Here is a 23,796-nt window from a genome sequence, read left to right as displayed (position 1 = left end):
TCCCATGCCGAACACGGCCGTTAAGCTCTTCTGCGTCAATGGTAGTTGGGGGCTTCCCCCTGCGAGAGTAGAACGTTGCCGGGCACTGATAAAAACCTTTCATCTTTTGATGGAAGGTTTTTTTGTTTATAAAATAAGGAGTTGTAGTAGTGAACGTGTGTTAATAAGGAGAAAGGGGAGGAAGCACCAAGAAATATGTCATTATCAAGTTAATTGGAGAGGGAAACAAGACCACATCACTTCAAATTTAAAAACATCCTCGATTACTAAGAAGCAAACTACTCATATAAGAACTCCATACCCACTACTAAGCAGTTAGAGAACTACAATAAGAGCAAGATAGAATAGCTGCAGCTTCTCCCATCACCTTTTCACTCATATTTCTTTAAGCGAAAAAAGATAGTGCTCAAAAAGAAGAGGAAGTTTCTTTGTAGTCGTTGCGAGAAACTGTTTGATAAACGGAAGGTCGTCCCCTTCAAAGGTATGATGCAGCTCTCCCCACCACTCGGCTTCATAGCGGCAGATCATACTAAGGTTATAAAGGAGGAGATAATGAATCGATAATTCAGGAAGGGAACAGTAGTCATCTCTTTTTCTTAAAAGATAAGTGTCTCCCTCGCAAGTAGATAACCAGGGTGCACTTTGAAAACGAGTAGGTGCAGTGTGGAGAGGTATGGTAATCTGCTGTTTTAAAGAGGTTACACCTTTTTGTCGATGAAACCAGCTTTTACTATTGGGAGACTGTTCGAGAAATAAGCCAAACCGATTAGCAGTCATATGTAAGTCGTCTAAAATAGAATCAGAGATCATATAGGATTGAGGTTTTTGAGTGACTGCAATGCTAATGTCCTGGTTATGCATGGTGCTGTACAGCGGATGCATATCTGCTACTTGTTTGAGTAAGAAGTTCATTTTATATTTTTCATCCGGCATTTGTTTCACATGAAACATTTTGTCGAGAAAATGGAGAAAAAGACCGTTCTTCTGTACTTTTATTTCGTCATCCAAAAACCGGTATCCTTGTTTCTTTCTTTTTCTAGCGGTGACACCATGGGCAAGGACAGTAGAGTTCTCTGGATAAAAAGGATCAACGGTTAACACACAGGCTTTTAACATCTGTACGATTCCATAAAAAAGAAGCATAGGTTTAATCTCGATGGGAGCTTTTGCAGCTTGCTGCAGGTAGAGCCTTCCTTGTTGAAGGTGGTAAATAAATGAATAGCTGGTTTGATAGCTAACGGTTTTGGCATTGGCAAAAGATTTACGTTCGTAACAGTCAGCTAAAAAACGCTTCGTGTAGCTAATTGATTCAAAAGGGATGAATGGGTCACTCAAAGGAATCACTCTCTCAACATTATCGTTAGTATATTCAGAAAAGTAGTACTTAACGCCTTTTCTTGACAGTAGTTTACCCAATTGATACGCTACTAATAATATTCTGAGGAACTTTACTATTTTATTGTGGGAGGATGATTCACATCATGTGGGAAAATAAATTTCAAAAAGAAGGTTTAACGTTTGATGATGTACTATTGATCCCTGCTAAATCAGAGGTCTTGCCGCGTGATGTGTCCGTAAAGACACAGCTTTCAGAAAATCTGAAGCTTAATATTCCTATTATTAGTGCGGGTATGGACACAGTAACGGAATACCAAATGGCTATCGCAATCGCTCGAGAGGGTGGTCTTGGGATTATCCATAAAAACATGTCCATTGAAGAGCAAGCAGAACAAATTGATAAGGTAAAACGCTCTGAGAGTGGAGTTATTACAAACCCGTTCTACCTAACGCCTGATCGTCAAGTGTTTGATGCAGAGCATTTAATGGGCAAATACCGTATTTCTGGTGTCCCAATTGTAGATGAGAATCGCAAACTTGTTGGAATTCTGACAAACCGTGATCTACGTTTTATTGAAGACTATTCGATTAAAATTGATGACGTAATGACTAAAGAGGATCTAGTAACTGCTCCTGTTGGAACGACTCTTCAAGAAGCAGAGAAAACCCTTCAGCAGTATAAGATTGAGAAACTTCCACTAGTGGATGATGAAGGAACTCTTAAAGGACTTATTACCATTAAAGATATTGAAAAAGTGATCGAGTTCCCTAACTCAGCAAAAGATGCTCAAGGGCGTTTAGTTGTTGGTGCAGCGATTGGTGTATCTGCGGATGCTGAAATCCGAATTGCAGCCGTTGTAGAGGCAGGAGTCGATGCAATTGTTATTGATACAGCTCATGGCCACTCTAAAGGGGTTCTAGACCGCATTGCTCAAATTCGCAACCAATATCCTTCCCTAACGATTATTGCAGGTAATGTCGCGACAGCAGAAGGTACACGTGATTTGATTGCTGCGGGCGTAGATGTTGTGAAAGTAGGAATTGGTCCTGGATCCATTTGTACGACTCGTGTGGTAGCTGGAATCGGTGTTCCTCAAGTTACTGCTATTTATGATTGTGCAACCGAAGCTCGTAAGCATGGTGTGCCTATCATTGCTGATGGAGGAATTAAATATTCTGGTGATATCGTAAAAGCTCTTGCGGCTGGTGGACATGCCGTTATGCTAGGAAGCTTACTTGCTGGTACTTCTGAAAGTCCTGGTGAACGTGAGATTTACCAAGGCCGTCAGTTTAAAGTATATCGTGGCATGGGCTCACTTGGTGCAATGGAAAAGGGAAGTAAGGATCGTTATTTCCAGGAAAATAATCAAAAGCTTGTTCCAGAAGGTATTGAAGGTAGAACACCGTACAAAGGACCTCTTAGCGATACGATTCACCAACTAGTAGGTGGAATTCGTGCAGGTATGGGTTACACTGGTACGCCAACGATCTCTGATCTTCGTGAAACAGGAGAATTTATTAAGATTAGTGGTGCAGGTTTAAGAGAGAGTCATCCTCATGACGTTCATATAACGAAAGAAGCACCAAACTATTCAGTCTAACTTCATTGACGCTAAATTGTAATGTATTTCAAATAGATAGAGTCTAACTCTATCTATTTTTTTATACAGGCATATGATAAAATTACCTCTGTGTTAAAAATAGCGGAGGTGGAAGGTTTTGAGTAAGCCAGCAAAACAAAAAGTAATACTTGGAATGATGGCAGCATCGCTGGCATTAACAATTGGATTAAATCCTCAGCAAGCAGATGCGGCTGTAGATATTGATGCATCAGCATCGATTTTAGTAGATGCCGATTCAGGAAAAATTTTATTCGCAGATAACATAGATGATCAACTACCTATTGCAAGTATGACCAAAATGATGAGTGAATACTTAATTCTTGAAGCAATTGATCAAGGGAAAATTAGCTGGGATGATGAAGTAAGTATAAGTGACCCAGTTCGTACATTATCTTTACAAACTGAACTATCTAATGTTCCTTTAAGACAAGATTACACTTACACAGTAAAAAATCTGTATCAATCTATGGCTATTTATTCAGCTAATGCTTCAACAATTGCACTGGCAGAACACGTTGCTGGAAGTGAAGCTGACTTTGTACAATTAATGAATGATAAAGCAGGCGAGCTTGGTCTTGAAAGCTATAACTTTGTTAATTCAAGTGGGTTAAATAACAGCGATCTAGCTGGCAGTCATCCCGAGGGAACAGATGCAAACGCAGAAAATGAATTATCTGCAAAATCTGTGGCTCAGCTTGCTTTCCACTTAATAAACGATTATCCAGAAGTTCTTGATACAGCTAGTATTCCAGAGCTTGAATTCCAAGCTGGTGAAGACGAAACAATCCAGATGGAAAACTGGAACTGGATGATACCAGGTGTAAACCAAGCCCATGAGTATGAAGGCGCAGATGGTCTTAAGACAGGTTTTACATCTGCTGCAGGTAATTCCTTTACTGGAACAGCTTTACGTGATGATATGCGTTTAATTACTGTGGTAATGGGAGCAAATACACGCGATGATCGTTTTAATGAAACGGAGAAGCTGCTTGATTATGGATTTAACAACTTCCAGGAGGCAGAGCTCCTACCAGAAGGGTACAAACCTGATGGAGAAGATGTAATCCCTGTAACGGGTGGTAAGGAAAATGAAGTTTCCATCTCTACATCTGATGCGCTTCGTTCAGTCATTAAAAATGATGAGGAAGAGCTATACGTTCCAGAGGTTACGTTATCTTCAGAGCTCTTAAACGAAGATGGAGAGTTTGTTGCGCCACTTGAAGAAGGACAAGAAGTAGGTCAGGTTCAATTAACATATGAAGGAGAAGAGGACGTTGAATATCTATATGATAATCAATCTTCTTCAACTCCACTTGTTGCCGATCAAGCTGTTGAAAAGGCTAGCTGGTTTACAATGAGCATGAGAGGTATTGGCAGCTTCTTCTCCGGCATTTGGACATCTGTTTCTGACACAGTAACAGGCTGGTTTTAATAGTTAAATGATTGATTCAATAGAAATAGACAACACATGATTGAAAGAAAAATTTAATTTGTGGGGGATGTTAAGATGAGTCAAACAGGTACAGATCTAGTAAAACGTGGTATGGCTGAAATGCAAAAAGGCGGAGTGATCATGGATGTGGTTAACGCCGAACAAGCAAAAATTGCGGAGGAAGCAGGAGCAGTCGCTGTTATGGCGCTTGAACGTGTTCCTTCTGATATTCGCGCAGCTGGAGGAGTAGCGAGAATGGCAGATCTACAAATTGTAGAGGATGTTATGAATGCTGTTTCGATTCCAGTTATGGCCAAAGCACGTATCGGTCATATTGTAGAAGCCCGAGTGCTTGAATCCATGGGGGTAGACTACATAGACGAGAGCGAAGTATTAACACCTGCTGATGAAGTCTTTCATCTTTATAAACGTGATTATACCGTTCCGTTTGTTTGCGGAGCGCGTGATTTAGGAGAAGCTGCTCGCCGTATCGGTGAAGGCGCATCAATGATTCGTACAAAGGGTGAGCCCGGTACAGGGAACATTGTTGAGGCTGTTCGTCATATGCGCATGATGCAGGCACAAATTAAAAAGGTTGCTAACATGTCTACTGACGAGTTAATGACGGAAGCCAAGAACTTAGGCGCTTCTTATGAGTTACTTCTAGAGATTAAAGAAACCGGAAAGCTTCCTGTTGTTAACTTTGCAGCTGGTGGTGTGGCCACTCCTGCTGATGCTGCTCTAATGATGCAGCTTGGCGCTGATGGCGTTTTTGTTGGATCTGGGGTTTTTAAATCAGATAGTCCTGAGAAATTTGCTCGAGCGATTGTTGAAGCAACGACTCATTATACGGACTATGAGTTGATTGCTAAAGTATCTAAAGGACTTGGATCTGCTATGAAAGGTTTGGAGATTTCAACACTTGCTCCTGGCGATCGTATGCAAGAGCGCGGCTGGTAAGATGGTTAAGATTGGCGTACTTGCTTTGCAGGGAGCTGTGCGTGAGCATGTACGCAGCCTTCAGGCAGAGAATACAGAAGTGATAGTCGTAAAAAAAGCGGCACAGTTAGACGAAGTAGATGGTCTCGTTTTTCCTGGTGGAGAGAGCACAACCATGCGTCGTCTGATTAACCAGTATGATTTCTTTGAACCTCTAAAAGCATTCGGTAAAAGTGGGAAGCCGATATTCGGTACATGTGCGGGTCTTATTTTGATGGCCAGTCAGATTAACGGAGAAGACTCTGCGCATCTTGAACTGATGGATATGAAGGTTCAGAGGAATGCATTTGGTCGCCAAAGGGAAAGCTTTGAAACAACACTTGATGTAAAAGGTGTAGCAGAGGATCTGCGAGCTGTTTTTATTCGTGCCCCATTAATTGAAGAGGTTGGGGAACAAGTAGAGGTCCTTTCTACATATAATGGAGAGATCGTTGCAGCGAGAGAAGGACATTATTTAACCTGTTCCTTTCATCCTGAGCTAACAGATGATTTCCGTTTGCATCGTTTTTTTGTTACAATGGTAAAAGAAGCAACTCAAAACAGAGTGAGATAAGAAAACGTGATGATAGGGACTAGTAAAATACTGTGGATTGTAGCAGAGAGCCGGTGGTTGGTGAAAACCGGAACAACCCGTATTTGAATCCCCCCTTGAGTGAATGGTGGAATAGAGTATACCATTCCGTCTTGCCTACGTTACAGGCCTTGAGTGGTTCTTCACTACGAAGAGCTATAAGGGTGGCAACGCGGGTTCTCTCGTCCCTTCTATACACTATGTATGGAGGGGTCGAGAGTTTTTTTGTTTCAGTCAAAGGTATTGATTAAAAGGAGGATATAACATGTTGGATGTTAAGCAATTGCGAAAAGAACTAGATACAGTAAAGGAAAGATTGGCTACACGTGGTGGTGAGCACGAAGGATTAAATCAATTTGAACAACTTGATAGTGAGCGCCGTGCGTTAATCGTAGAGACGGAAGAGTTAAAAAGCCGTCGTAACCAGGTATCACAAGAGGTAGCAAAGATTAAACGTGAGAAAGGTGATGCAGATACGCTAATTCAAGAAATGAAACAAGTATCTGATAACATTAAGGCGCTTGATGAAAAGCTGTTTCAAGTAGATGAACAGTTAGATGAAATTCTATCTACGTTGCCAAACCTCCCTCATGAAAGTGTACCAGTTGGTGCCACAGAGGAAGAAAACGAAGAATTAAAAAGATGGGGCGATATTCGCGAATTTACTTTTGATCCAAAACCACACTGGGACCTGGCAACAGACCTTGGAATCGTTGATTTTGAACGTGCAGCAAAGGTAACGGGTAGCCGTTTTGTTTATTATCGTGGTATGGGTGCACGACTTGAACGTGCACTGATTAACTTTATGATGGATCTTCATGCAGATGAACATGGCTATGAGGAGATCCTGCCTCCGTATCTGGTAAACCGTGATAGCATGTTTGCAACGGGGCAGCTTCCGAAGTTTGAAGAGGATGCATTTAAAATCCGTGAAGAGGATTACTTCTTAATTCCAACTGCAGAAGTACCAGTAACAAACTTATACCGTGACGAGATCATTGCAGGGGATACATTGCCACTTCGTTATGCTGCATACAGTGCATGCTTCCGTTCTGAAGCGGGTTCTGCAGGACGTGATACACGTGGATTAATTCGTCAGCATCAATTTAATAAGGTAGAAATGCTTCACTTCTGTAAGCCGGAAGATTCTTATGCAGAGCTTGAAAAAATGACGGAGAATGCAGAGAGAGTGCTGCAGCTTCTAGATCTTCCATATCGTGTATTAACGCTATGTACTGGAGATATGGGCTTCACTGCTGCGAAAACATATGATCTTGAAGTATGGCTACCAAGCTATGGAGAGTATCGCGAAATCTCTTCTTGTAGTAATGTGGAAGGCTTCCAGGCACGTCGGGCAAACATCCGCTTTAGACGAGAAGCGAAAGGTAAAGCAGAGCACGTTCATACATTAAACGGTTCTGGTCTTGCAGTAGGTCGTACAGTAGCTGCCATCCTTGAAAATTATCAGCAAGAAGATGGAACCATTGCAATTCCAGAAGTGTTACAGCCATATATGGGCGGAAAAACAATTATCTAATCGAAGGAGTGGTTTAAGATGAGATATGCGATTTGTCAGATTCAGCTTGTACCTGGTAACCCACAGGCAAATTATAAGCTGGTTGAACAATGGGTTCATGCAGTCATGGACGCAGGGGAGAAGCCAGACATTCTTGTGCTTCCAGAAATGTGGACGACGGGATACACGTTGCCTGATTTATCAAAGATTGCAGAGCATGATCTTGAAACCACTCTTCCTTTTTTACAGGATTTAGCAAGACTACATGATGTTCATGTAATAGGTGGATCTGTCGCTAATCAAAGAGACGGCGGCATCTATAATACAGCCCTAGTTGTGAATAAAATGGGTGAACTTGTTTATGAATATGATAAGGCTCATTTAGTTCCTATGTTAAATGAGCCAGCTTATCTAACAGAAGGCGATTCGATTGGCCATGTGTTTGAGCTTGATGGCATTAAAATGGGGGTTATGATTTGTTATGACCTGCGTTTCCCGGAGCTTGCTAGGTCTCTGGCGTTAGAAGGCGCACAGGTCCTGCATATTGTTGCAGAGTGGCCTGAAGCGAGAACGGCACATTGGCAAGCGTTACAAGTGGCAAGGGCGATTGAAAACCAATGCTATGTTGTTTCAAGTAATGTAATTGGAACGTATGATGGAGTTGAATTTGCTGGTTCTTCCATGGTGATTGATCCATGGGGAGATATTTTGGCGCAGGCTGGTAAAGATAATGAGGAAACCCTCAAGATTACCTTAACATTAGACCAGGTTCCAAAGGTTAGAGAAGAGGTCCCCGTCTTTTCAAGTAGACGTCCGGATCTTTATTAGTCGAAATAGCATCTTGAATACCTTTTAATTCGACTAGTATAAAGAATTGGTCCTAATTAGAATCATGCTAAAGAAAGAGAGTGATACATCCTTGAGCAATTCACCACTTACGCATACTCATATGAGTGATAAGCAGAGAAACTCTTTTATACGAGGAGCTATTTTCTTAATGGCTACCTCTTCCATTGGACCTGCCTTTCTGACCCAGACTGCCGTTTTTACACAAGAACTTTTAGCAAGCTTTGCCTTCGCTATTCTTGCTTCAATCGTTATTGATATCGGAGCACAGATGAACATTTGGAGAGTGATCTCCGTGTCCGGGATGCGAGGGCAAGATATTGCTGGAGGTGTATTGCCTGGACTTGGGTTGTTCGTAGCTATTTTAATGGTTTTTGGAGGCTTTGCCTTTAACATTGGAAACGTAGCGGGAGCTGGGCTTGGTTTAAATGCTCTCTTTGGAATTCCAGTTTTATTGGGATCCACGATAACAGCAGCGATCGCAATCATTCTTTTCTTAATTAAAGATGCAATGAGAATAGTGGACCGAATTATTCAGGTTTTAGGAATTATTATGATAGTTATGGTAGGCTACGTCATGTTTAGTACTAGCCCTCCAGTTCAAGAAGCCTTAGTAAAAGCTGTTCTACCTGACAACTTTACAAGCCTGCTTCTACCTATTGTTACGCTTGTTGGTGGTACCGTAGGAGGATATATATCGTTCGCTGGGGGGCACAGATTAGTGGATGCCGGAATTACGGGCAAAGAAAACGTAAAATTTGTAAGCAGGGCAGCTAATCTAGGCATTCTTACAACGAGTGCAATCCGAATCTTCTTGTTCTTAGCGGTTCTTGGGGTAGTAACAATGGGTTATACCTTGGATGGAGATAATCCGGCAGCGACTGTCTTTCAAGTAGCATTAGGAGATTTGGGTTATAAAATTTTTGGACTTGTCTTATTTTCAGCAGCGATTAGTTCTGTAATTGGCTGTGCGTATACAAGTATTTCATTCTTACGATCCTTTCACTCATTTTTTGATCGTTATAACAACTGGATCATTGCTGGGTTTATTGCATTATCAACTATTGTGTTTGTTGCCTTAGGTCGTCCTGTAGCGTTACTTATCATTGCAGGGTCACTAAATGCATTGATTCTACCAATTGTACTAACAACTGTTTTAATTGCGTCTAGAAAAAAATCGATTGTTGGAGATTATCATCATCCTACCTGGCTTATAGTATTCGGTGCCATTGCAGTATTGGTTACGATTATAGCAGGATATATATCGCTCGGTGGAATTGCAGAATTGTGGAATGGATAATAAAAAAGGATGCCAATGTGGCATCCTTTTTTTATGTGGCTTACGTATAAGCTGGTTTACGTGTACCTGCTTCAATCTCTTCCATGTAGTGACACGCAGCCATATGACCATCTTTAAGATAATCTGTTGTGCGTAGTTCAGGCGTTTCTGTACGACACTTGTCTGTTGCAAACGGGCAACGAGTGTGGAAACGGCAGCCGGCAGGAGGATCGATGGGGGAAGGTACATCCCCTTTTAAGATTATCCGGTTTGGTTTGCTTGTTGGATCTGGAACAGGAATCGCAGAAAGTAAGGCTTTAGTGTAAGGATGCTGTGATTGATCAAACACAGACTTCTTATCACCAATCTCTACAATACGTCCGAGATACATAACGATTACGCGATCTGAAATGTGGCGTACCACACCTAGATCATGCGAAATGAATAGATACGTAAGCTTTAGCTCACGCTGAAGCTTTTTCAACAGGTTAATCACCTGTGCTTGAATGGATACATCCAATGCAGATACGGCTTCATCACAAACAATCAGCTTCGGATCTACAGATAACGCACGGGCAATACCGATACGTTGTCTTTGTCCACCACTAAATTCGTGCGGATAGCGATCAATTTGGTGTGGTCCTAGACCTACTGTATCCATCAATTCTTTAATTCGGCTCTCACGATCTTTCTTAGGAACCGCATTTTGAATTTCCATTGCTTCTTCAAGGATTTGTCTAACCGTCTGACGCGGATTGATTGATGCATATGGATCCTGGAAAATGATCTGTAGATCTTTACGCATCTTACGCATCTCAGATTTGCTAATTGAAAGAAGGTCTTTGCCTTGGAATTCAATTTCACCACTTGTTGGTTCATCCAGACGTAGGATGGCACGACCCGTGGTCGATTTACCACAGCCAGACTCACCAACAATACTAACGGTTTCTCCTTCTTTAATTGCAAAGGAGACACCATCTACTGCTTTAACATGGTTAACTGTACGACCAAGCATTCCTCCCTTGATGGGGAAGTGCTGCTTGAGATCATTAACCTTGAGTAGTTCTTGTTCCATGAACCTTCACCTCCGGATCGCCGTCCCACTTATCAGAGTAGATCCAGCAGCGTATTTGATTTCCGTTTTCGTCTACTTCTAAGTCTGGTAACGTGTTACAGATCTCGCTTGCGTGTGGGCAACGTGGTGCAAAACGACAACCTGCTGGCATGTTTGCCGGACTTGGAACAGATCCTTTAATAACGGAAAGATCTTCACCTTCTACATCAACGTCATGACGTGGAAGGGATTCAAGTAATCCAACGGTATATGGATGACGAGGATTTGCAAATAGCTCCTCCACGCTTGCATACTCAACAACTTTACCGCAATACATAACGGCTACATAATCACAGGTCTCTGCTACGACACCAAGATCATGGGTGATCATGATGATTGACATGCCCAGACGATTTTGTAGATCCTTCATCAATTCAAGAATCTGAGCTTGAATCGTTACATCAAGTGCTGTTGTTGGTTCATCTGCAATTAATAGATCAGGATTACAGGCAAGAGCCATTGCAATCATGACACGCTGACGCATTCCACCTGATAATTCAAACGGATATTGATGAACACGTTTTTCTGGTGATGGAATTCCAACCAGCTTTAACATTTCAATTGATTTCTTAATGGCTTCTTTTTTGCCTAGCTTCTCATGAATGCGGAAAGACTCACCAATTTGTTGTCCTACCGTATAAACAGGATTTAGTGATGTCATTGGTTCCTGGAAAATCATTGAGATTTCATTTCCACGAATTTTGCGCATAGCACTTTCACTTTTGTTTGTTAAATCCTCGCCTTTAAACTCAATTTCCCCACCAACAATTTTCCCTGGTTTCTGAATTAATCGTAGAATCGACATAGCTGAGATACTTTTACCAGAGCCTGATTCACCAACAATACCAAGGGTTTTGCCTTTTGGTACGTCAAAGGTCACACCGTCAACAGCACGAACCTCCATACCTTGAGTGAAAAACGAGGTGCGAAGATCACGGATTTTAATAATAGATTCATTACCCATGAGAATTCACACACCTTTCATTAAGAGTAGTTAATACGATCAGTCGACGTCGACTCGTTTGTTTAACACCTTGTATGCTATATCAACAAGTAAATTTACAATAACAAATAGTAGTGAAACAACAAGAACAGTTCCTTGAACGATAGGGAAGTCACGTGAACGAATAGAATCAATAATTAAACGACCCATTCCGTTAATCGCGAATACCGACTCAGCAAGTACCGTTCCTCCAAGTAGTGAACCGAATTGAAGTCCTACTACTGTAACAACAGGAATCATTGCATTTTTAAGTGCGTGTTGATAGATAACATAGCGTTCTTTAACCCCTTTAGCTCGGGCCGTACGTATGTAATCCTGTCCAATAACTTCAAGCATACTTGAACGTGTCATACGCGCTATGATTGCAGCTCCAGTTGTTCCGAGTGTAACCACTGGTAGAACAATCTGTTGCCATGTTCCCCAACCTGAAGAGGCGAACCAGCCTAGGTTAATAGAGAAGTATTGAATGAGCATAAGTCCCATCCAGAAGTTAGGCATAGACAGACCAAATAAAGCGATAATCATGATACCAGTATCTGCGAAGCTGTAACGCTTTGTTGCAGAGATAATCCCAGCAATCATTCCTAAGATGATACTAAAAATCGTACTATATAAAGCAAGCTCTACGGTTACCCAAAACCTGGCACCAATCTCATCGCCAACCGGTCTTCCGTTACGAATTGATGTACCAAAATCAAGAGTGACGACATCTTTTAAATAATTAAAATATTGTGTAGGCAATGATTCATTTAAGCCTAAACGTTCTCTCATCTGTTCTACTTGATCTCCTGATGCTGCTTCTCCGGCAAGAATTTGCGCGGGGTCACCAGGGATTAGATGAATTAAACTAAATGTAATAATCGTTACGCCAAGTAAAACAGGAATCGTTTGAATGAGACGTCTGATGATGAAGGTTAACATGTAATCGGCTCTCCTTTCTAATCTCTAAGCTTTGGATCAAGCGCGTCACGTAATCCATCACCAAATATATTAAATGCTAAAACAACAAGAACAATGGCTAGTCCAGGGAAGAGCGCTACGTGGCCAGCATCGTACATGTAGTTTCGTCCATCTGCAAGCATGGCTCCCCATTCAGGAGTTGGAGGCTGAGCACCCAGTCCTAGGAATGAAAGTCCAGCAGCTGTTAGGATTGCTGTTGCAATACTTAAGGTTGCTTGAACAATGAGTGGTGATGTTATGTTCGGTAAAATATGTTTAAAGATGATACGGAAATCACTTGCACCTAAGGCTTTCACTGCATCAACGTATTCAAGCTTACGAACAGTTAGAGCAGAGCCACGGGCAATCCTCGCGAATACTGGTACAGAGAACAACGCAACCGCAATGATTACATTATTCATGGATGGTCCGAGAACAGAAACAATCGCAAGTGCGAGTAAGATCCCTGGAAATGCAAGGAGGATATCTGTGATACGCATGATCAGCGTATCTAAACGACCACCATAGTAACCAGAAACGACACCAAAAATGGTTCCAACAATGGAACCTAGTGCGACAGACGAGAACCCTACATAAAAGGTTAAGCTCATCCCGTGAATAATACGTGTAAAGATATCCCGACCGTGGTGGTCAGTCCCTAACCAATGGTCAGCAGAGGGTCCTTCTAATTTTACAGAGTAGTCTTGAGCATTCGGTTCAAGCGTTGTAAAGTATGGACCAATTAATGCTACGATCATTAAAAAGACAATTAAGAAAGCTCCAACCATAGCCGGTTTATTACGAGCTAAACGCTTGAAAAAGCTCTTCATGCTTTTAACCCGAGGGTTTTCAACAGGAGCCGGCGCATATTGATTGGGTGGTTGTTGTTCTTGCATAGCTTCTAACTTCCTTTCTTTAGGAGAATCATAGTAACGTGTAAAGCCTTATCCAGCCTGTACTCACGTTGATAGATTATACCATGATCAGCCCATAAAAAAACAAAAAAACTATTAATGAAAAATAATCTTACAAATTATTTCTACTAAAATGCCAGATTCTGTCGTCCGCGACTACACATGAGTGCTGTTGTGTCAGCACTAAAGAGAATAGTTAGGTACAAAGTCCTGATTGGAAGCATTGTCAAGAAAAGTATTGAATCTTAAAGTAGTTTTAAGGTATAGTGATTAAGAAATTTTCTGAATAAACACAAAAGTGAGAGGGGTAAAAAAACTTGGAAAATTTAAAAAAGACAACTTTTTTTAGTTTGTTACTGGCACTTTCTGTTTTTATGGCAGCTTGTGCGAGTGAGCCAACAGGTAATGAAGGGGAAGCCACAGGAGACGGGGAAGGAACGTCAGAGAATGAAGGTTCAGGAGGCGGAGATCTTATTATTTCTCTAGCATCTGATGCAGTTTCTCTCGACCTTCATAAATCAAACGATACATATTCAAGTAACGTAGCATCAAACATTTATGAAACTCTTGTCTATCATGACAAGGATCTTACACTTAAAGAAGGCCTGGCTGAGAGCTATGAACAGTTAGATGAGAATACATGGGAATTCAAATTACGTGAAGGGATCAAATTCCACGATGATTCTGATTTTAATGCGGAAGTTGTAAAAGCGAATTTAGATCGTATTCTTGATCCGGACGTAGCATCACAGCGTGCATTTCTTTACGATATGGTCGAAGAAGTAAAGGTTATTGATGATTACACAGTTCAAATCATCACTGAGTATCCATTTGCACCTCTTCCTGCTCACCTAGCACACACAGGTGGTGGAATGATGAGTGGTGAGAAAATTGCTGAAGACTATGAAGCAATGGAGAATGGCGATGAACCAGGAACGGTTTTGAACAATGAGCCAACAGGAACAGGTTACTTTAAATTTGATAACTGGGCTCCAGGAAACGAAATCAAGTTAACGAAAAACGAAAACTATTGGGGTGATCCTGCAAAGGTTGATTCTGTAACATTCCGAGTGGTACCTGAGGATGGAACGCGTATTGCTGACTTAAACACAGGAGCGGCTCACATTGCTGATCCGTTAAGCCCAAGTGATGTTTCTCAAATTGAATCAACAGACGGAATGCATGTCGATTCTACTGAGAGTGTAGCGATGATGTATATTGGATTTAACTCACAGAAAGAACCATTCGATGATCCAAACGTACGTAAAGCATTATCGATGGCTATTAATAAGGATAGTATTATTCAAGGAATCTATGACGGACACGGACTAGAAGCAAAGAGTCCACTTGCTCCTAAGGTGTATGGTTATAGTGAAGACATTGATGTCATTGAATATGATCCTGAAGAAGCGAAGGCCCTTTTAGAGGAAGCGGGTTATGGCGAAGGAGAACTTTCCATTACATTTAACACAAGTGATCACCGTGAGCGTCAGAACATTGCTGAGAACGTTCAACAGGCACTAACTGAAATTGGCGTAAATGTAAGCATAGAAATGGAGGAATGGGCATCATTCCTAGAGTCAACGGCTAATGGAGAACAAGAAATGTTTGTTCTAAGCTGGTCTACAGTTACTGGTGATGGGGACTATGGTCTCTTCCCTCTATTCCATGAATCGCAATTTGGTTCAGCGGGTAACCGTACATTTACAGATAACGCAGAGCTGAATGAGCTGCTTATGTCTGCTCGTCAAAACGAAGACCAGGAAGCACGTCTAGGTCAATATGAAGAAGCTCAAAATATCATTGCTAATGAAGCAATTGTATATCCACTGTTCCATGAAGACTACTTACTTGGAGTTAGTGACAGTGTAGAAGGACTGTGGCAGCATCCGACAAGAAGACTAATGCTTCAGGATGTTACACTAAATTAAATAGTAAAAATAAGAGCGGGTGTCCATAATCAATGGACACCCGCTTTTTTCGTGTGTTCAACTAACGTAATTAAGAAGCAATTCTCGCTTGTTTTGTTATTTTCAGATAATATAAAAAATACTGAATACGCTTTCCTGAAATAAGATTCTAACCCTTGGTAGTGTTTGATAAATCTGATAATACAAACATGTGCAAAAATAAAAAGTAAACTAAAATTATTGTCTAACTATTTAAAATCATGTATAGTGTATAAAGATTAATACATCAATATAATGTTTAAGGGGGAAATACAATGAAGTTAGGGAAAAAACATCTTTCAATGTGGATGCTTATTCTATTAGTAAGCTTTGGTTTAGCAGCATGTGCTAGTGAGCCTGATTCAAATTCTGGTTCAGGTGATGACGATGCAGCTGCTGGAAATGAAGAAGGTACTGGTGGCGATTTAGTCATCGATACAAAGTCTGAACTTGTTTCACTTGATCCACACGGTGTGAATGACGTACCTTCTGGTAATGTTCAATCAAACATCTACGAAACACTTGTTTTCTTTGATGAGGAAATGGATATTCAAAACGGTCTTGCTGAAGACTGGAAGCAAGTAGACGAAAACACGCTTGAATTCACTCTACGTGAAGGCGTTACATTTACAGATGGCGAAGCATTTAATGCTGAAGCTGTAAAAGCAAATATTGAACGTATTACGGACGAAGAAATTGCATCACAGCGTGCATTTTTATTCGCAGATATTCAAGAGATTAATGTAGTAGACGACTATACCATTCAATTTATTACGGAAGAACCTTCTGCTTCATTGATTTTCAGCTTTGCACATAACGGTGGCAGCATGATTAGCCCGAAAGCAATTGAAGACGATTATGCAGCAATGGAAAACGGAGAGAAATCCGGTTCTGTTATTGGTACAAACCCAGTTGGTACAGGAATCTTCAAGCTAGAAGAATGGAAGTCTGGTGATTTCGTTCGTCTTGTAAAAAACGAAGATCATTGGGACGGGGAAGCAAAACTTGATTCTGTTACATTCCAAGTTGTATCAGAAGATAACACTCGTTTAGCAAATATCGAAACAGGAAGTGCTCACATCTCAGAGCCAACTGCTCCAAGTGATGTAAATCGCGTTGAGAACTCTGATGTGATGGATATTGTTCAATCTGATAGCTTAAACGTTTCATATATCGGCTTTAACACAGAAAGAGAACCATTTGATGATGTACGTGTACGTCGTGCGATCTCTATGGCTATTAATAACGAAGATGTTGTAAATAACCTATACAACGGTTATGGTACACCTGCAAAAGGTCCAATCGCTCCAGGAGTTATTGGATACGATGATAGTATCGAACCAATTGAATACAATCCAGAAGAAGCAAAGAAATTGCTTGAAGAAGCTGGAATTGAAGAAGGTTTCGAAATCACGATCTCTACAAACGATACAACGGAGCGTCAAGATTTAGCTACATTTGTTCAAGCTGAGCTTGCAAAAGTTGGTCTAGATGTAAATATTGATATCGTTGAGTGGGGTGCTTACTTAGAGCAAACAGCTCAAGGTGACACAGATATGTTCGTTCTTGGATGGAGCTCGGCTACTGGAGATGCAGATTATGCACTAGAGCCATTATTCCACTCTAAAAACAAAGGTAACGCAGGTAACCGTGCATTCTACGAGAACGAAGAAGTAGATGCATTACTTGATGAAGCAAAAAATGAACTAGATACAACAAAACGTAACGAGCTTTATAGCCAAGTTCAAGAAATCCTAATTGAAGAAGCGCCACTTTTATACACTCACCATAAGGTTGAGCTAAATGCGGTTGCTAACTCTGTTCACGGTTTCTACCGTCACCCAACTGGAGACTTCTGGTTGAAAGACGTTTACGTTGACTAATATGTGTTAAATGAAAGCAGACTCTCAAAAAATGAGGGTCTGCTTTTTAATTTGAAGAAAATGTCGATTTAATAAGAATAAAGTCATGTTTTATGAGAAAAGGTGAAAAAACAGTCGTAAATTGTCTGAATATAAGATATATTAGTTCGATAATAGATGTTTGAATCTTTTAAATACTATCAAGAGTTTGAAAGGATGCATATTTATGAAAAAGTCTTATTTACTACTTGGTTTACTAACAGTGGGGTTAGCGGCATGTGCAAGCGAGCCACAAGCTTCCGGATCAACAGATGAGGCTTCCACAGATGGTCAGGGCGGAGATCTAGTCATTGATATGGGGGCTGAGGCAGTCACGCTGGATCCTCATTTAGCTAATGATGTTCCATCTGGAAATGTTGCGTCTAATATTTACGATAAGCTTGTAAACTTTGATGGGGAAATGAATATAGAAGAAAACCTCGCTAAGAATTGGGAACAAGTGGATGACCTAACCCTTCGCTTTGAACTAGAAGAAGGGGTAACCTTCCATGACGGAGAACCATTTAATGCAGAGGCGGTTAAAGCCAATATTGAACGTGTGACGGATCCTGATATTGCATCTCCAAGAGGGTATTTGTTTGATAATATATCGGATGTAAATATTGTAGATGAATATACAGTTGAAATTAAAACAGAGGAGCCATTTGCTCCATTAATTTATAGCTTTGCGCATAATGGTGGTTCAATGATTAGTCCAAAAGCAATTGAAGATGACTATGAAGCAATGGAAGCTGGAGAAAAACCAGGAAGTGTGATTAACAATCAGCCAGTAGGTTCGGGATACTTTGAGTTTGAATCATGGAATGTGGGCCAAGAGATTAAGCTGGTAAACAATGAAGATTATTGGGGAGAACCAGCTAAGCTAGATTCGGTTACATTTAAAACGGTACCTGAAGATGGTACTCGCTTAGCTGATCTTGAGACTGGCAGTGCTCACGTATCAGATCCATTTAGTCCATCTGATGTAGAACGAGTGAAGGCGACTGATGGATTAGATGTTATTGAGTCAAACAGTATGGGAATTGAATATATTGGTTTTAACACAAAGAAAGCGCCGTTTGATGATAAACGTGTTCGTCAGGCCATTTCAATGGCGATTGATAATGAAGCAGTTATTGAGAATCTATTAAATGGATACGGAACACCTGCCATTGGTCCAATGTCTCCACAAATTATTGGTTTTGATGATTCAGTGGAGCCTTTAGGGTACGATATTGAAAAAGCAAAAGAGCTTTTAGCTGAAGCGGGTCATCCTAATGGATTTGAGACAACCATTTGGACAAATGATAAGCGTGAGCGCGTAGATTTAGTTACCTACGTACAACAGGAACTAAAGCAATTAGGTATTGATGTAAAGACAGAGACGATGGAATGGGGCTCTTACTTAGACCGTACGAACTCTGGCGATCATGATATGTTTGTTTTAGGATGGAGTGCATCAACAGGGGATGCTGATTATGCCTTGTCACCATTATTCCACTCTATGAATCAAGGGGCAGCTGGTAACAAGTCCTTCTTTGATAATGAAGAGGTTGATCAGTTATTAGAAGATGCTCAGCACGAGATGGACGAGGAAAAACGCATGGCGATGTACAAAGAAGTACAAGACATTTTAATAGAAGAAGCGCCACTTCTGTACACACATCACAAGCAAGAAGTGAATGCAATTAGTGATAAGGTTAAAAACCTATGGCGTCACCAAAGTGGAGACTTTAAGCTTCACGAAGCCTATATTGAAGAATGATTTGCTAACCTGGGAGCGAAATAATGCTTCCGGGTTTTTTATTGCGTTCATTGCGATGGGGCCAGAACATCTGCTACGATACATAAAGATGAAGTCGGAGGCGAGAAGGATGTCCACTCTTAGAGAGAATGAACAAGACCACACATACTGGATGCGGCAAGCGATTAAAGAGGCTGAAAAGGCAGAGGCTTTAGGGGAAGTGCCAATCGGAGCTATTATTGTAAAGGATGGAGAAATAATTGCTCGGGCTCATAATCTGCGAGAGCAGTTACGAAGTGCAACAGCGCATGCGGAGTTACTTGCTATTCAAGAGGCATGTAAGATACTCGAAGCTTGGCGGCTGGAGGATTGTACGCTTTATGTGACACTTGAGCCTTGTCCAATGTGCGCAGGTGCGATCGTTCAATCCAGAATTCCTACGGTTGTATTTGGTGCCTCTGATCCGAAAGCAGGCTGTGCAGGAACGCTCATGAATCTACTAGACGAATCTCGTTTTAATCATCGAAGTACAGTGATAGAAGGCTGCCTGGAAGAGGAATGTGCGGCGCAGCTTACAACGTTTTTTAGAAAGTTACGAGCAGAGAAGAAGAGAAGGAAGATTGAATGGGATGGGAACCTTGCATAAAGTGAGATTTTGCCGTATACTGAACTTTGCATCACTCATTGATGCCTAACTATATTATCAACTTTGCCGTGCTAGGTGGGGAGGTAGCGGTGCCCTGTCACTCGCAATCCGCTAGAGCGAGACTGAATCCCTTTCCTAGGTTATATCATCTTTTGGCCTGCCCTAAGTAAGTAGTGTTGACGTTTGGGTTCTGCGCAACGGAAACTCATGAATCCTGTCAGGTCCGGAAGGAAGCAGCAGTAAGTGAATTCTTCCGTGTGCCGCAGAGTTGCCTGGACCGAGCCAACTGCTTAGGTAACGCATGGGATGGTATGATCAAAGAAAGGTGCACGGTATATATACATAGAACTCAAGCAATTGCGCATGCCGCAGTTGCTTTTTTTCTTGTCTATTCTCCTTGAACTATGAATTACGTTTGGAAATGTCTATAATAGAAGAAAGAGAAAAAGAAGGGACGGGATATCAGCATGGGTTACCAGGCATTGTATCGAGTATGGCGCCCGCAACTGCTGAAGGATGTGGTTGGCCAAACACATCTAACAAAGACCTTGCAAAACGCACTTGTTCAGAATAAGTTTTCGCATGCTTATTTATTTTCAGGACCAAGAGGAACAGGAAAAACGAGTGCTGCTAAAATTATTGCAAAAGCGATCAATTGTGAGAAAGCACCGGTAGCGGAACCATGTAATGAATGCGCAGCATGCGTAGGTATTTCAAATGGATCGATTGTTGATGTGATGGAGATTGACGCGGCTTCCAACAACGGAGTCGATGAAATAAGAGATATTCGCGATAAGGTAAAGTTCGCGCCAAGCGAAGTTCGGTATAAAGTGTATATTATTGATGAAGTTCATATGCTTTCAACAGGAGCCTTTAATGCTTTATTAAAAACACTTGAAGAACCGCCAGAACACGCGATTTTTATATTGGCAACAACAGAGCCTCATAAAATCCCGCTTACCATTATCTCGCGTTGTCAACGCTTTGATTTCAAGCCGATCTCCCAAGGGGCGATGATTGGACGGATGAAGGAAATTGTTGAAGCAGATCATGTTCAAGTAGAAGAAGAGGCTTTGCAGCTTATTGTACAGGCAGCAGATGGTGGAATGCGTGACGCGTTAAGTCTACTAGACCAATCTATATCATTTTCAGATGATACAGTTCATGCGGAAGCAGTTCGGTTAATTACCGGTGCTGTTTCAAGAGAAGCACTAGCAAATGTGGTGGGTAATCTTCATAATGGACAAGCTTCAGAGCTCCTTTCTCTCATTGATCAAGTATTAAAGGACGGGAAGGATCCTAAACGTTTTGTTGAAGACCTGCTTTATTATTTCCGAGATGTTCTCTTATATAAAACGTCCCCTGATTCTGCTCACTTAATGGAGCGGGCGGTCGTTGATGATCATTTTAAGAAGCTTACAGAAGAGTTGAGCTTCGAATGGCTTTATCATGGAATTGAGACGATGAATAACACTCAACAAGAAATGAAGTGGTCGACTCACCCTAAGATGATGATAGAGCTTGCTGTCATCCAGTTGATGAATAAAACGAACATTCGTTCTGAGTCTGTTCAGATCGAATCGTCAGTAACGTCCTCTGAGCTTGAGGAAAAAGTAAAGAAGCTTGAAAGTATGTTGAATCAACTGCAAAAGCAAGGGATCCAAGCGAAGTCAGAAGAAAAGTCGCAAACTCAACAGAAGCGTCCGAGGAAGGTTCCGCAACAAACACGTTTGGCAACTGGCCAGGTGAAGGAGCTACTTGCCAAAGCAGAAAAGCAAAAGCTTCAGCAGGTTACTTCGCAATGGCCAGATGTCACGGCACGAATGAAAGTAAAAAGTGTGCCTGGATCAGCGTGGCTAAACGACAGTCGACCGGTTGCAGCAGCTCCAGATGGGATTCTATTAGCATTTCAAAATGAGATGCATCGTGATATGATGGATACGAAGTTTAGAGAGACCTTGCTTGAAGTGCTACAAGAAGTGCTTGGAGAAGGAATGACATTCATTACCATTCTGCAATCACATTGGACTAAGTTAAAGGATGAGTTCGTTCAAGAACAGAAAAACAGTGATGCGACATCTCATTCTTCTGGGGACCAGGAAACAACAGACCCCCTTATTGATGAAGCCGTCAAACTCGTCGGTGAGGATTTAATTGAATGGGCAGACCAAAATTGAATGGAGGATTTATACAATGAAAAACATGGGTAATATGATGAAGCAAATGCAAAAGATGCAAAAGCAAATGGCTAAGGCTCAAGAAGAGCTAAAGGAAAAAACAGTGGAAGCAACAGCTGGTGGCGGAATGGTCACAGTTACGGCTAGTGGAGACAAACGTATTTTAGATATTAAGATTTCTGAGGATGTTGTAGATCCAGATGATATCGACATGCTTCAAGATCTAGTGATCGCTGCAACAAATGAAGCTCTTAAGCTAGTGGATGAGCTTGTTGAACAAGATATGGGTAAATTCACTAAAGGAATGAATATTCCAGGAATGTTCTAGGAGGGTAGCCGTTGCAATATCCTGAACCGATAGCCAAATTAATCGATGGATTTATGAGATTACCGGGGATTGGTCCTAAAACAGCGAGTCGTCTTGCTTTTTATGTATTAGATATGAAGGAAGACGATGTACTTGATTTTGCTAAGGCGCTTGTTAATGCGAAGCGGAACTTAACATATTGTTCCGTTTGTCACAATATTACGGATCAAGACCCATGTTATATATGTAACGACAAATCACGTGATCAATCCATGGTCTGTGTTGTCCAGGAATCCCGTGATGTCATGGCAATGGAAAAGATGCGTGAATACCCTGGCCAGTACCATGTGTTACACGGAGCTATCTCTCCAATGGAGGGTATTGGGCCGGAAGATATTAAGGTACCAGAGCTTATTAAACGATTGCAGGATGACACTATTCAAGAAGTTATTATTGCGACGAACCCTACAATTGAAGGGGAAGCCACGGCTATGTATATTTCACGTCTGGTGAAGCCTACAGGAATTAAGGTAACAAGAATTGCCCATGGATTACCTGTTGGTGGAGACTTGGAATATGCAGATGAAGTAACATTATCAAGAGCGATTGAAGGCAGACGAGAATTGTAAGGCAGGCGAGGTCATTGTTTTTTCGTAAAAAAGGAAAGCTAAGAATGGAAGAGAATGAACGACTGCTGAACCACATAGAAGTCACGAAGGAACGTTATGATAATCAAAGGCAGCTTATCGAACATAGTGTTGATCCATCTGAAGATGTGATTGCGCGTATGAAACTGACGGAAGCCAAATATTCTTTTCTATTAAGGGAAGCTAGAACCCGTCATGCAAGAAGGGACAAACTGTAAGACAGTTTGTTCTTTTTTTGTGGGCTTGGACATACATTGAACCAAGAACATGCAGAGTAGGGGGAAAGAGATGGATCCAATCATTCTTTATGCATTGTTAGGGGGAGCGGTCATCTTATTGCTGACTGTCGGAGCACCAATGAGACCCATTCGACTCGTTGGAAATGTCGCTGTTAAACTTGTGATAGGTTTGTTACTTCTGTTTCTATTAAATGCGGCTGGAGGATGGACAGGTATTCATATACCGATTAATCCTATTACTGCAACGATTACAGGGTTACTAGGTGTTCCTGGTCTCGTATTATTAGTAGTTGTGAAGCAATTCATTTTATAAAGAGTTAACAAACCCTCATTCGTGGCTTCTGCGAATGAGGGTTTGTGCATAATAAAAAGATTTTACGTTTCTTTTGAAAAGTAGTTGCCTTTTGTTTGTGGACGTGGTAAATTATATCTTGCTGTCAGATAAGTACTAAAATAACTTCAAAAAAAGTTCTTTACTTTCTACGCAGATGTATGTTATATTAATTAAGTCGCCAACACGACAATGAGTTCTTTGAAAACTGAACAAAAGCCAAGCGTACGAAGAGATACACGATATCTCATTAGTATAAAAAGTCGCAAAAAATAACTTGTT

General features: G+C 41.2%; 21 protein-coding genes, 1 rRNA gene, 1 other RNA gene and 1 other annotated feature. Of the genes, 18 read left to right on the top strand and 5 right to left on the bottom strand.

The features are described from left to right. Window positions 1-84, top strand: a 5S ribosomal RNA gene (gene rrf / locus ACQKKO_RS21040); the annotation flags it as partial. A 291-nt stretch (window positions 85-375) separates the two neighbouring features. Here rrf and ACQKKO_RS21035 read toward each other — a convergent pair. Beyond that, window positions 376-1,335, bottom strand: coding sequence for a YaaC family protein (locus ACQKKO_RS21035; protein ID WP_498650628.1), 960 nt, complete (start codon window positions 1,333-1,335; stop codon window positions 376-378). 146 nt (window positions 1,336-1,481) lie between these two features. Here ACQKKO_RS21035 and guaB point away from each other — a divergent pair, with 146 nt between their 5' ends. The 7 genes from guaB to ACQKKO_RS21000 all read left to right on the top strand — a co-directional run bounded on the left by guaB (window position 1,482) and on the right by ACQKKO_RS21000 (window position 9,624). Continuing rightward, on the top strand, window positions 1,482-2,939 hold the full coding sequence (gene guaB / locus ACQKKO_RS21030; RefSeq protein ID WP_498650627.1) for an IMP dehydrogenase: 1,458 nt from the start codon (window positions 1,482-1,484) through the stop codon (window positions 2,937-2,939). 118 nt (window positions 2,940-3,057) lie between these two features. Continuing rightward, on the top strand, window positions 3,058-4,392 hold the full coding sequence (locus ACQKKO_RS21025; protein WP_498650625.1) for a D-alanyl-D-alanine carboxypeptidase family protein: 1,335 nt from the start codon (window positions 3,058-3,060) through the stop codon (window positions 4,390-4,392). Window positions 4,393-4,467: 75 nt separating this feature from the next. Further along, complete coding sequence (gene pdxS / locus ACQKKO_RS21020; protein ID WP_498650622.1) at window positions 4,468-5,352, top strand: pyridoxal 5'-phosphate synthase lyase subunit PdxS; 885 nt, start codon at window positions 4,468-4,470, stop codon at window positions 5,350-5,352. A gap of 1 nt (window position 5,353) precedes the next feature. Next, window positions 5,354-5,944: a pyridoxal 5'-phosphate synthase glutaminase subunit PdxT gene (pdxT, locus tag ACQKKO_RS21015; protein WP_498650632.1), complete on the top strand. Its 591-nt coding sequence runs from the start codon at window positions 5,354-5,356 to the stop codon at window positions 5,942-5,944. Then, window positions 5,945-6,155: a binding site (T-box leader), on the top strand. 72 nt (window positions 6,156-6,227) lie between these two features. After that, window positions 6,228-7,499 carry a serine--tRNA ligase gene (gene serS, locus ACQKKO_RS21010; RefSeq protein ID WP_498650619.1) on the top strand — a complete coding sequence of 424 codons (1,272 nt, stop codon included), beginning with the start codon at window positions 6,228-6,230 and terminating at the stop codon, window positions 7,497-7,499. An 18-nt stretch (window positions 7,500-7,517) separates the two neighbouring features. Continuing rightward, on the top strand, window positions 7,518-8,306 hold the full coding sequence (locus ACQKKO_RS21005; protein WP_498650617.1) for a carbon-nitrogen family hydrolase: 789 nt from the start codon (window positions 7,518-7,520) through the stop codon (window positions 8,304-8,306). A 121-nt stretch (window positions 8,307-8,427) separates the two neighbouring features. Then, complete coding sequence (locus ACQKKO_RS21000; protein WP_498650630.1) at window positions 8,428-9,624, top strand: NRAMP family divalent metal transporter; 1,197 nt, start codon at window positions 8,428-8,430, stop codon at window positions 9,622-9,624. Window positions 9,625-9,664: 40 nt separating this feature from the next. On the opposite strand, the gene ACQKKO_RS20995 is transcribed toward ACQKKO_RS21000, so the two are convergent. Genes ACQKKO_RS20995 through ACQKKO_RS20980 form a run of 4 tightly spaced genes read right to left on the bottom strand, consistent with a single transcriptional unit; the run spans window position 9,665 to window position 13,555 of the window. Further along, the gene (locus ACQKKO_RS20995) at window positions 9,665-10,678 is read right to left on the bottom strand and encodes an ABC transporter ATP-binding protein (protein WP_498650615.1); all 1,014 of its coding nucleotides are present in this window, start codon (window positions 10,676-10,678) and stop codon (window positions 9,665-9,667) included. After that, on the bottom strand, window positions 10,653-11,681 hold the full coding sequence (locus ACQKKO_RS20990; RefSeq protein WP_498650613.1) for an ABC transporter ATP-binding protein: 1,029 nt from the start codon (window positions 11,679-11,681) through the stop codon (window positions 10,653-10,655). The genes ACQKKO_RS20995 and ACQKKO_RS20990 overlap by 26 nt, the downstream gene beginning before the upstream one ends. Before the next feature lie 39 nt (window positions 11,682-11,720). Continuing rightward, the gene (gene nikB / locus ACQKKO_RS20985; protein ID WP_498650611.1) at window positions 11,721-12,641 is read right to left on the bottom strand and encodes a nickel ABC transporter permease; all 921 of its coding nucleotides are present in this window, start codon (window positions 12,639-12,641) and stop codon (window positions 11,721-11,723) included. Window positions 12,642-12,658: 17 nt separating this feature from the next. Then, window positions 12,659-13,555, bottom strand: coding sequence for an ABC transporter permease (locus ACQKKO_RS20980; protein WP_498650609.1), 897 nt, complete (start codon window positions 13,553-13,555; stop codon window positions 12,659-12,661). A 335-nt stretch (window positions 13,556-13,890) separates the two neighbouring features. Between ACQKKO_RS20980 and ACQKKO_RS20975 the strand changes: the two genes are divergently transcribed. The 10 genes from ACQKKO_RS20975 to ACQKKO_RS20930 all read left to right on the top strand — a co-directional run bounded on the left by ACQKKO_RS20975 (window position 13,891) and on the right by ACQKKO_RS20930 (window position 23,496). Next, window positions 13,891-15,504 carry a glutathione ABC transporter substrate-binding protein gene (locus tag ACQKKO_RS20975; RefSeq protein WP_498650608.1) on the top strand — a complete coding sequence of 538 codons (1,614 nt, stop codon included), beginning with the start codon at window positions 13,891-13,893 and terminating at the stop codon, window positions 15,502-15,504. 293 nt (window positions 15,505-15,797) lie between these two features. Further along, window positions 15,798-17,405 carry a glutathione ABC transporter substrate-binding protein gene (locus ACQKKO_RS20970; protein WP_498650607.1) on the top strand — a complete coding sequence of 536 codons (1,608 nt, stop codon included), beginning with the start codon at window positions 15,798-15,800 and terminating at the stop codon, window positions 17,403-17,405. A gap of 205 nt (window positions 17,406-17,610) precedes the next feature. Further along, window positions 17,611-19,188 (top strand): glutathione ABC transporter substrate-binding protein, encoded by a 1,578-nt coding sequence (locus ACQKKO_RS20965; RefSeq protein WP_498650605.1) that lies wholly within the window; start codon window positions 17,611-17,613, stop codon window positions 19,186-19,188. Between the two features lie 109 nt (window positions 19,189-19,297). Continuing rightward, a complete protein-coding gene (gene tadA / locus ACQKKO_RS20960; RefSeq protein WP_498650603.1) occupies window positions 19,298-19,813 on the top strand; it encodes a tRNA adenosine(34) deaminase TadA in 516 nt (171 codons plus the stop codon). 66 nt (window positions 19,814-19,879) lie between these two features. Continuing rightward, an RNA gene (gene ffs, locus ACQKKO_RS20955) (signal recognition particle sRNA large type) lies at window positions 19,880-20,146 on the top strand. Between the two features lie 134 nt (window positions 20,147-20,280). After that, complete coding sequence (gene dnaX / locus ACQKKO_RS20950) at window positions 20,281-21,990, top strand: DNA polymerase III subunit gamma/tau (RefSeq protein ID WP_498650601.1); 1,710 nt, start codon at window positions 20,281-20,283, stop codon at window positions 21,988-21,990. A 16-nt stretch (window positions 21,991-22,006) separates the two neighbouring features. Then, on the top strand, window positions 22,007-22,318 hold the full coding sequence (locus tag ACQKKO_RS20945) for a YbaB/EbfC family nucleoid-associated protein (RefSeq protein ID WP_203091023.1): 312 nt from the start codon (window positions 22,007-22,009) through the stop codon (window positions 22,316-22,318). An 11-nt stretch (window positions 22,319-22,329) separates the two neighbouring features. Next, on the top strand, window positions 22,330-22,926 hold the full coding sequence (gene recR / locus ACQKKO_RS20940) for a recombination mediator RecR (protein ID WP_203091022.1): 597 nt from the start codon (window positions 22,330-22,332) through the stop codon (window positions 22,924-22,926). 14 nt (window positions 22,927-22,940) lie between these two features. Continuing rightward, window positions 22,941-23,162 (top strand): YaaL family protein, encoded by a 222-nt coding sequence (locus tag ACQKKO_RS20935; protein ID WP_498650598.1) that lies wholly within the window; start codon window positions 22,941-22,943, stop codon window positions 23,160-23,162. A 70-nt stretch (window positions 23,163-23,232) separates the two neighbouring features. Next, window positions 23,233-23,496 (top strand): pro-sigmaK processing inhibitor BofA family protein, encoded by a 264-nt coding sequence (locus tag ACQKKO_RS20930; RefSeq protein WP_203091020.1) that lies wholly within the window; start codon window positions 23,233-23,235, stop codon window positions 23,494-23,496. Window positions 23,497-23,796: the final 300 nt, after the last annotated feature.

The organism is Alkalihalobacillus sp. NPDC127517, assembly GCF_050276055.1.
GTDB lineage: Bacteria > Bacillota > Bacilli > Bacillales > Bacillaceae_D > Alkalicoccobacillus.
Note: the sequence above shows the minus strand (reverse complement) of the source record. Positions and strands in the feature narration are given on the sequence as shown.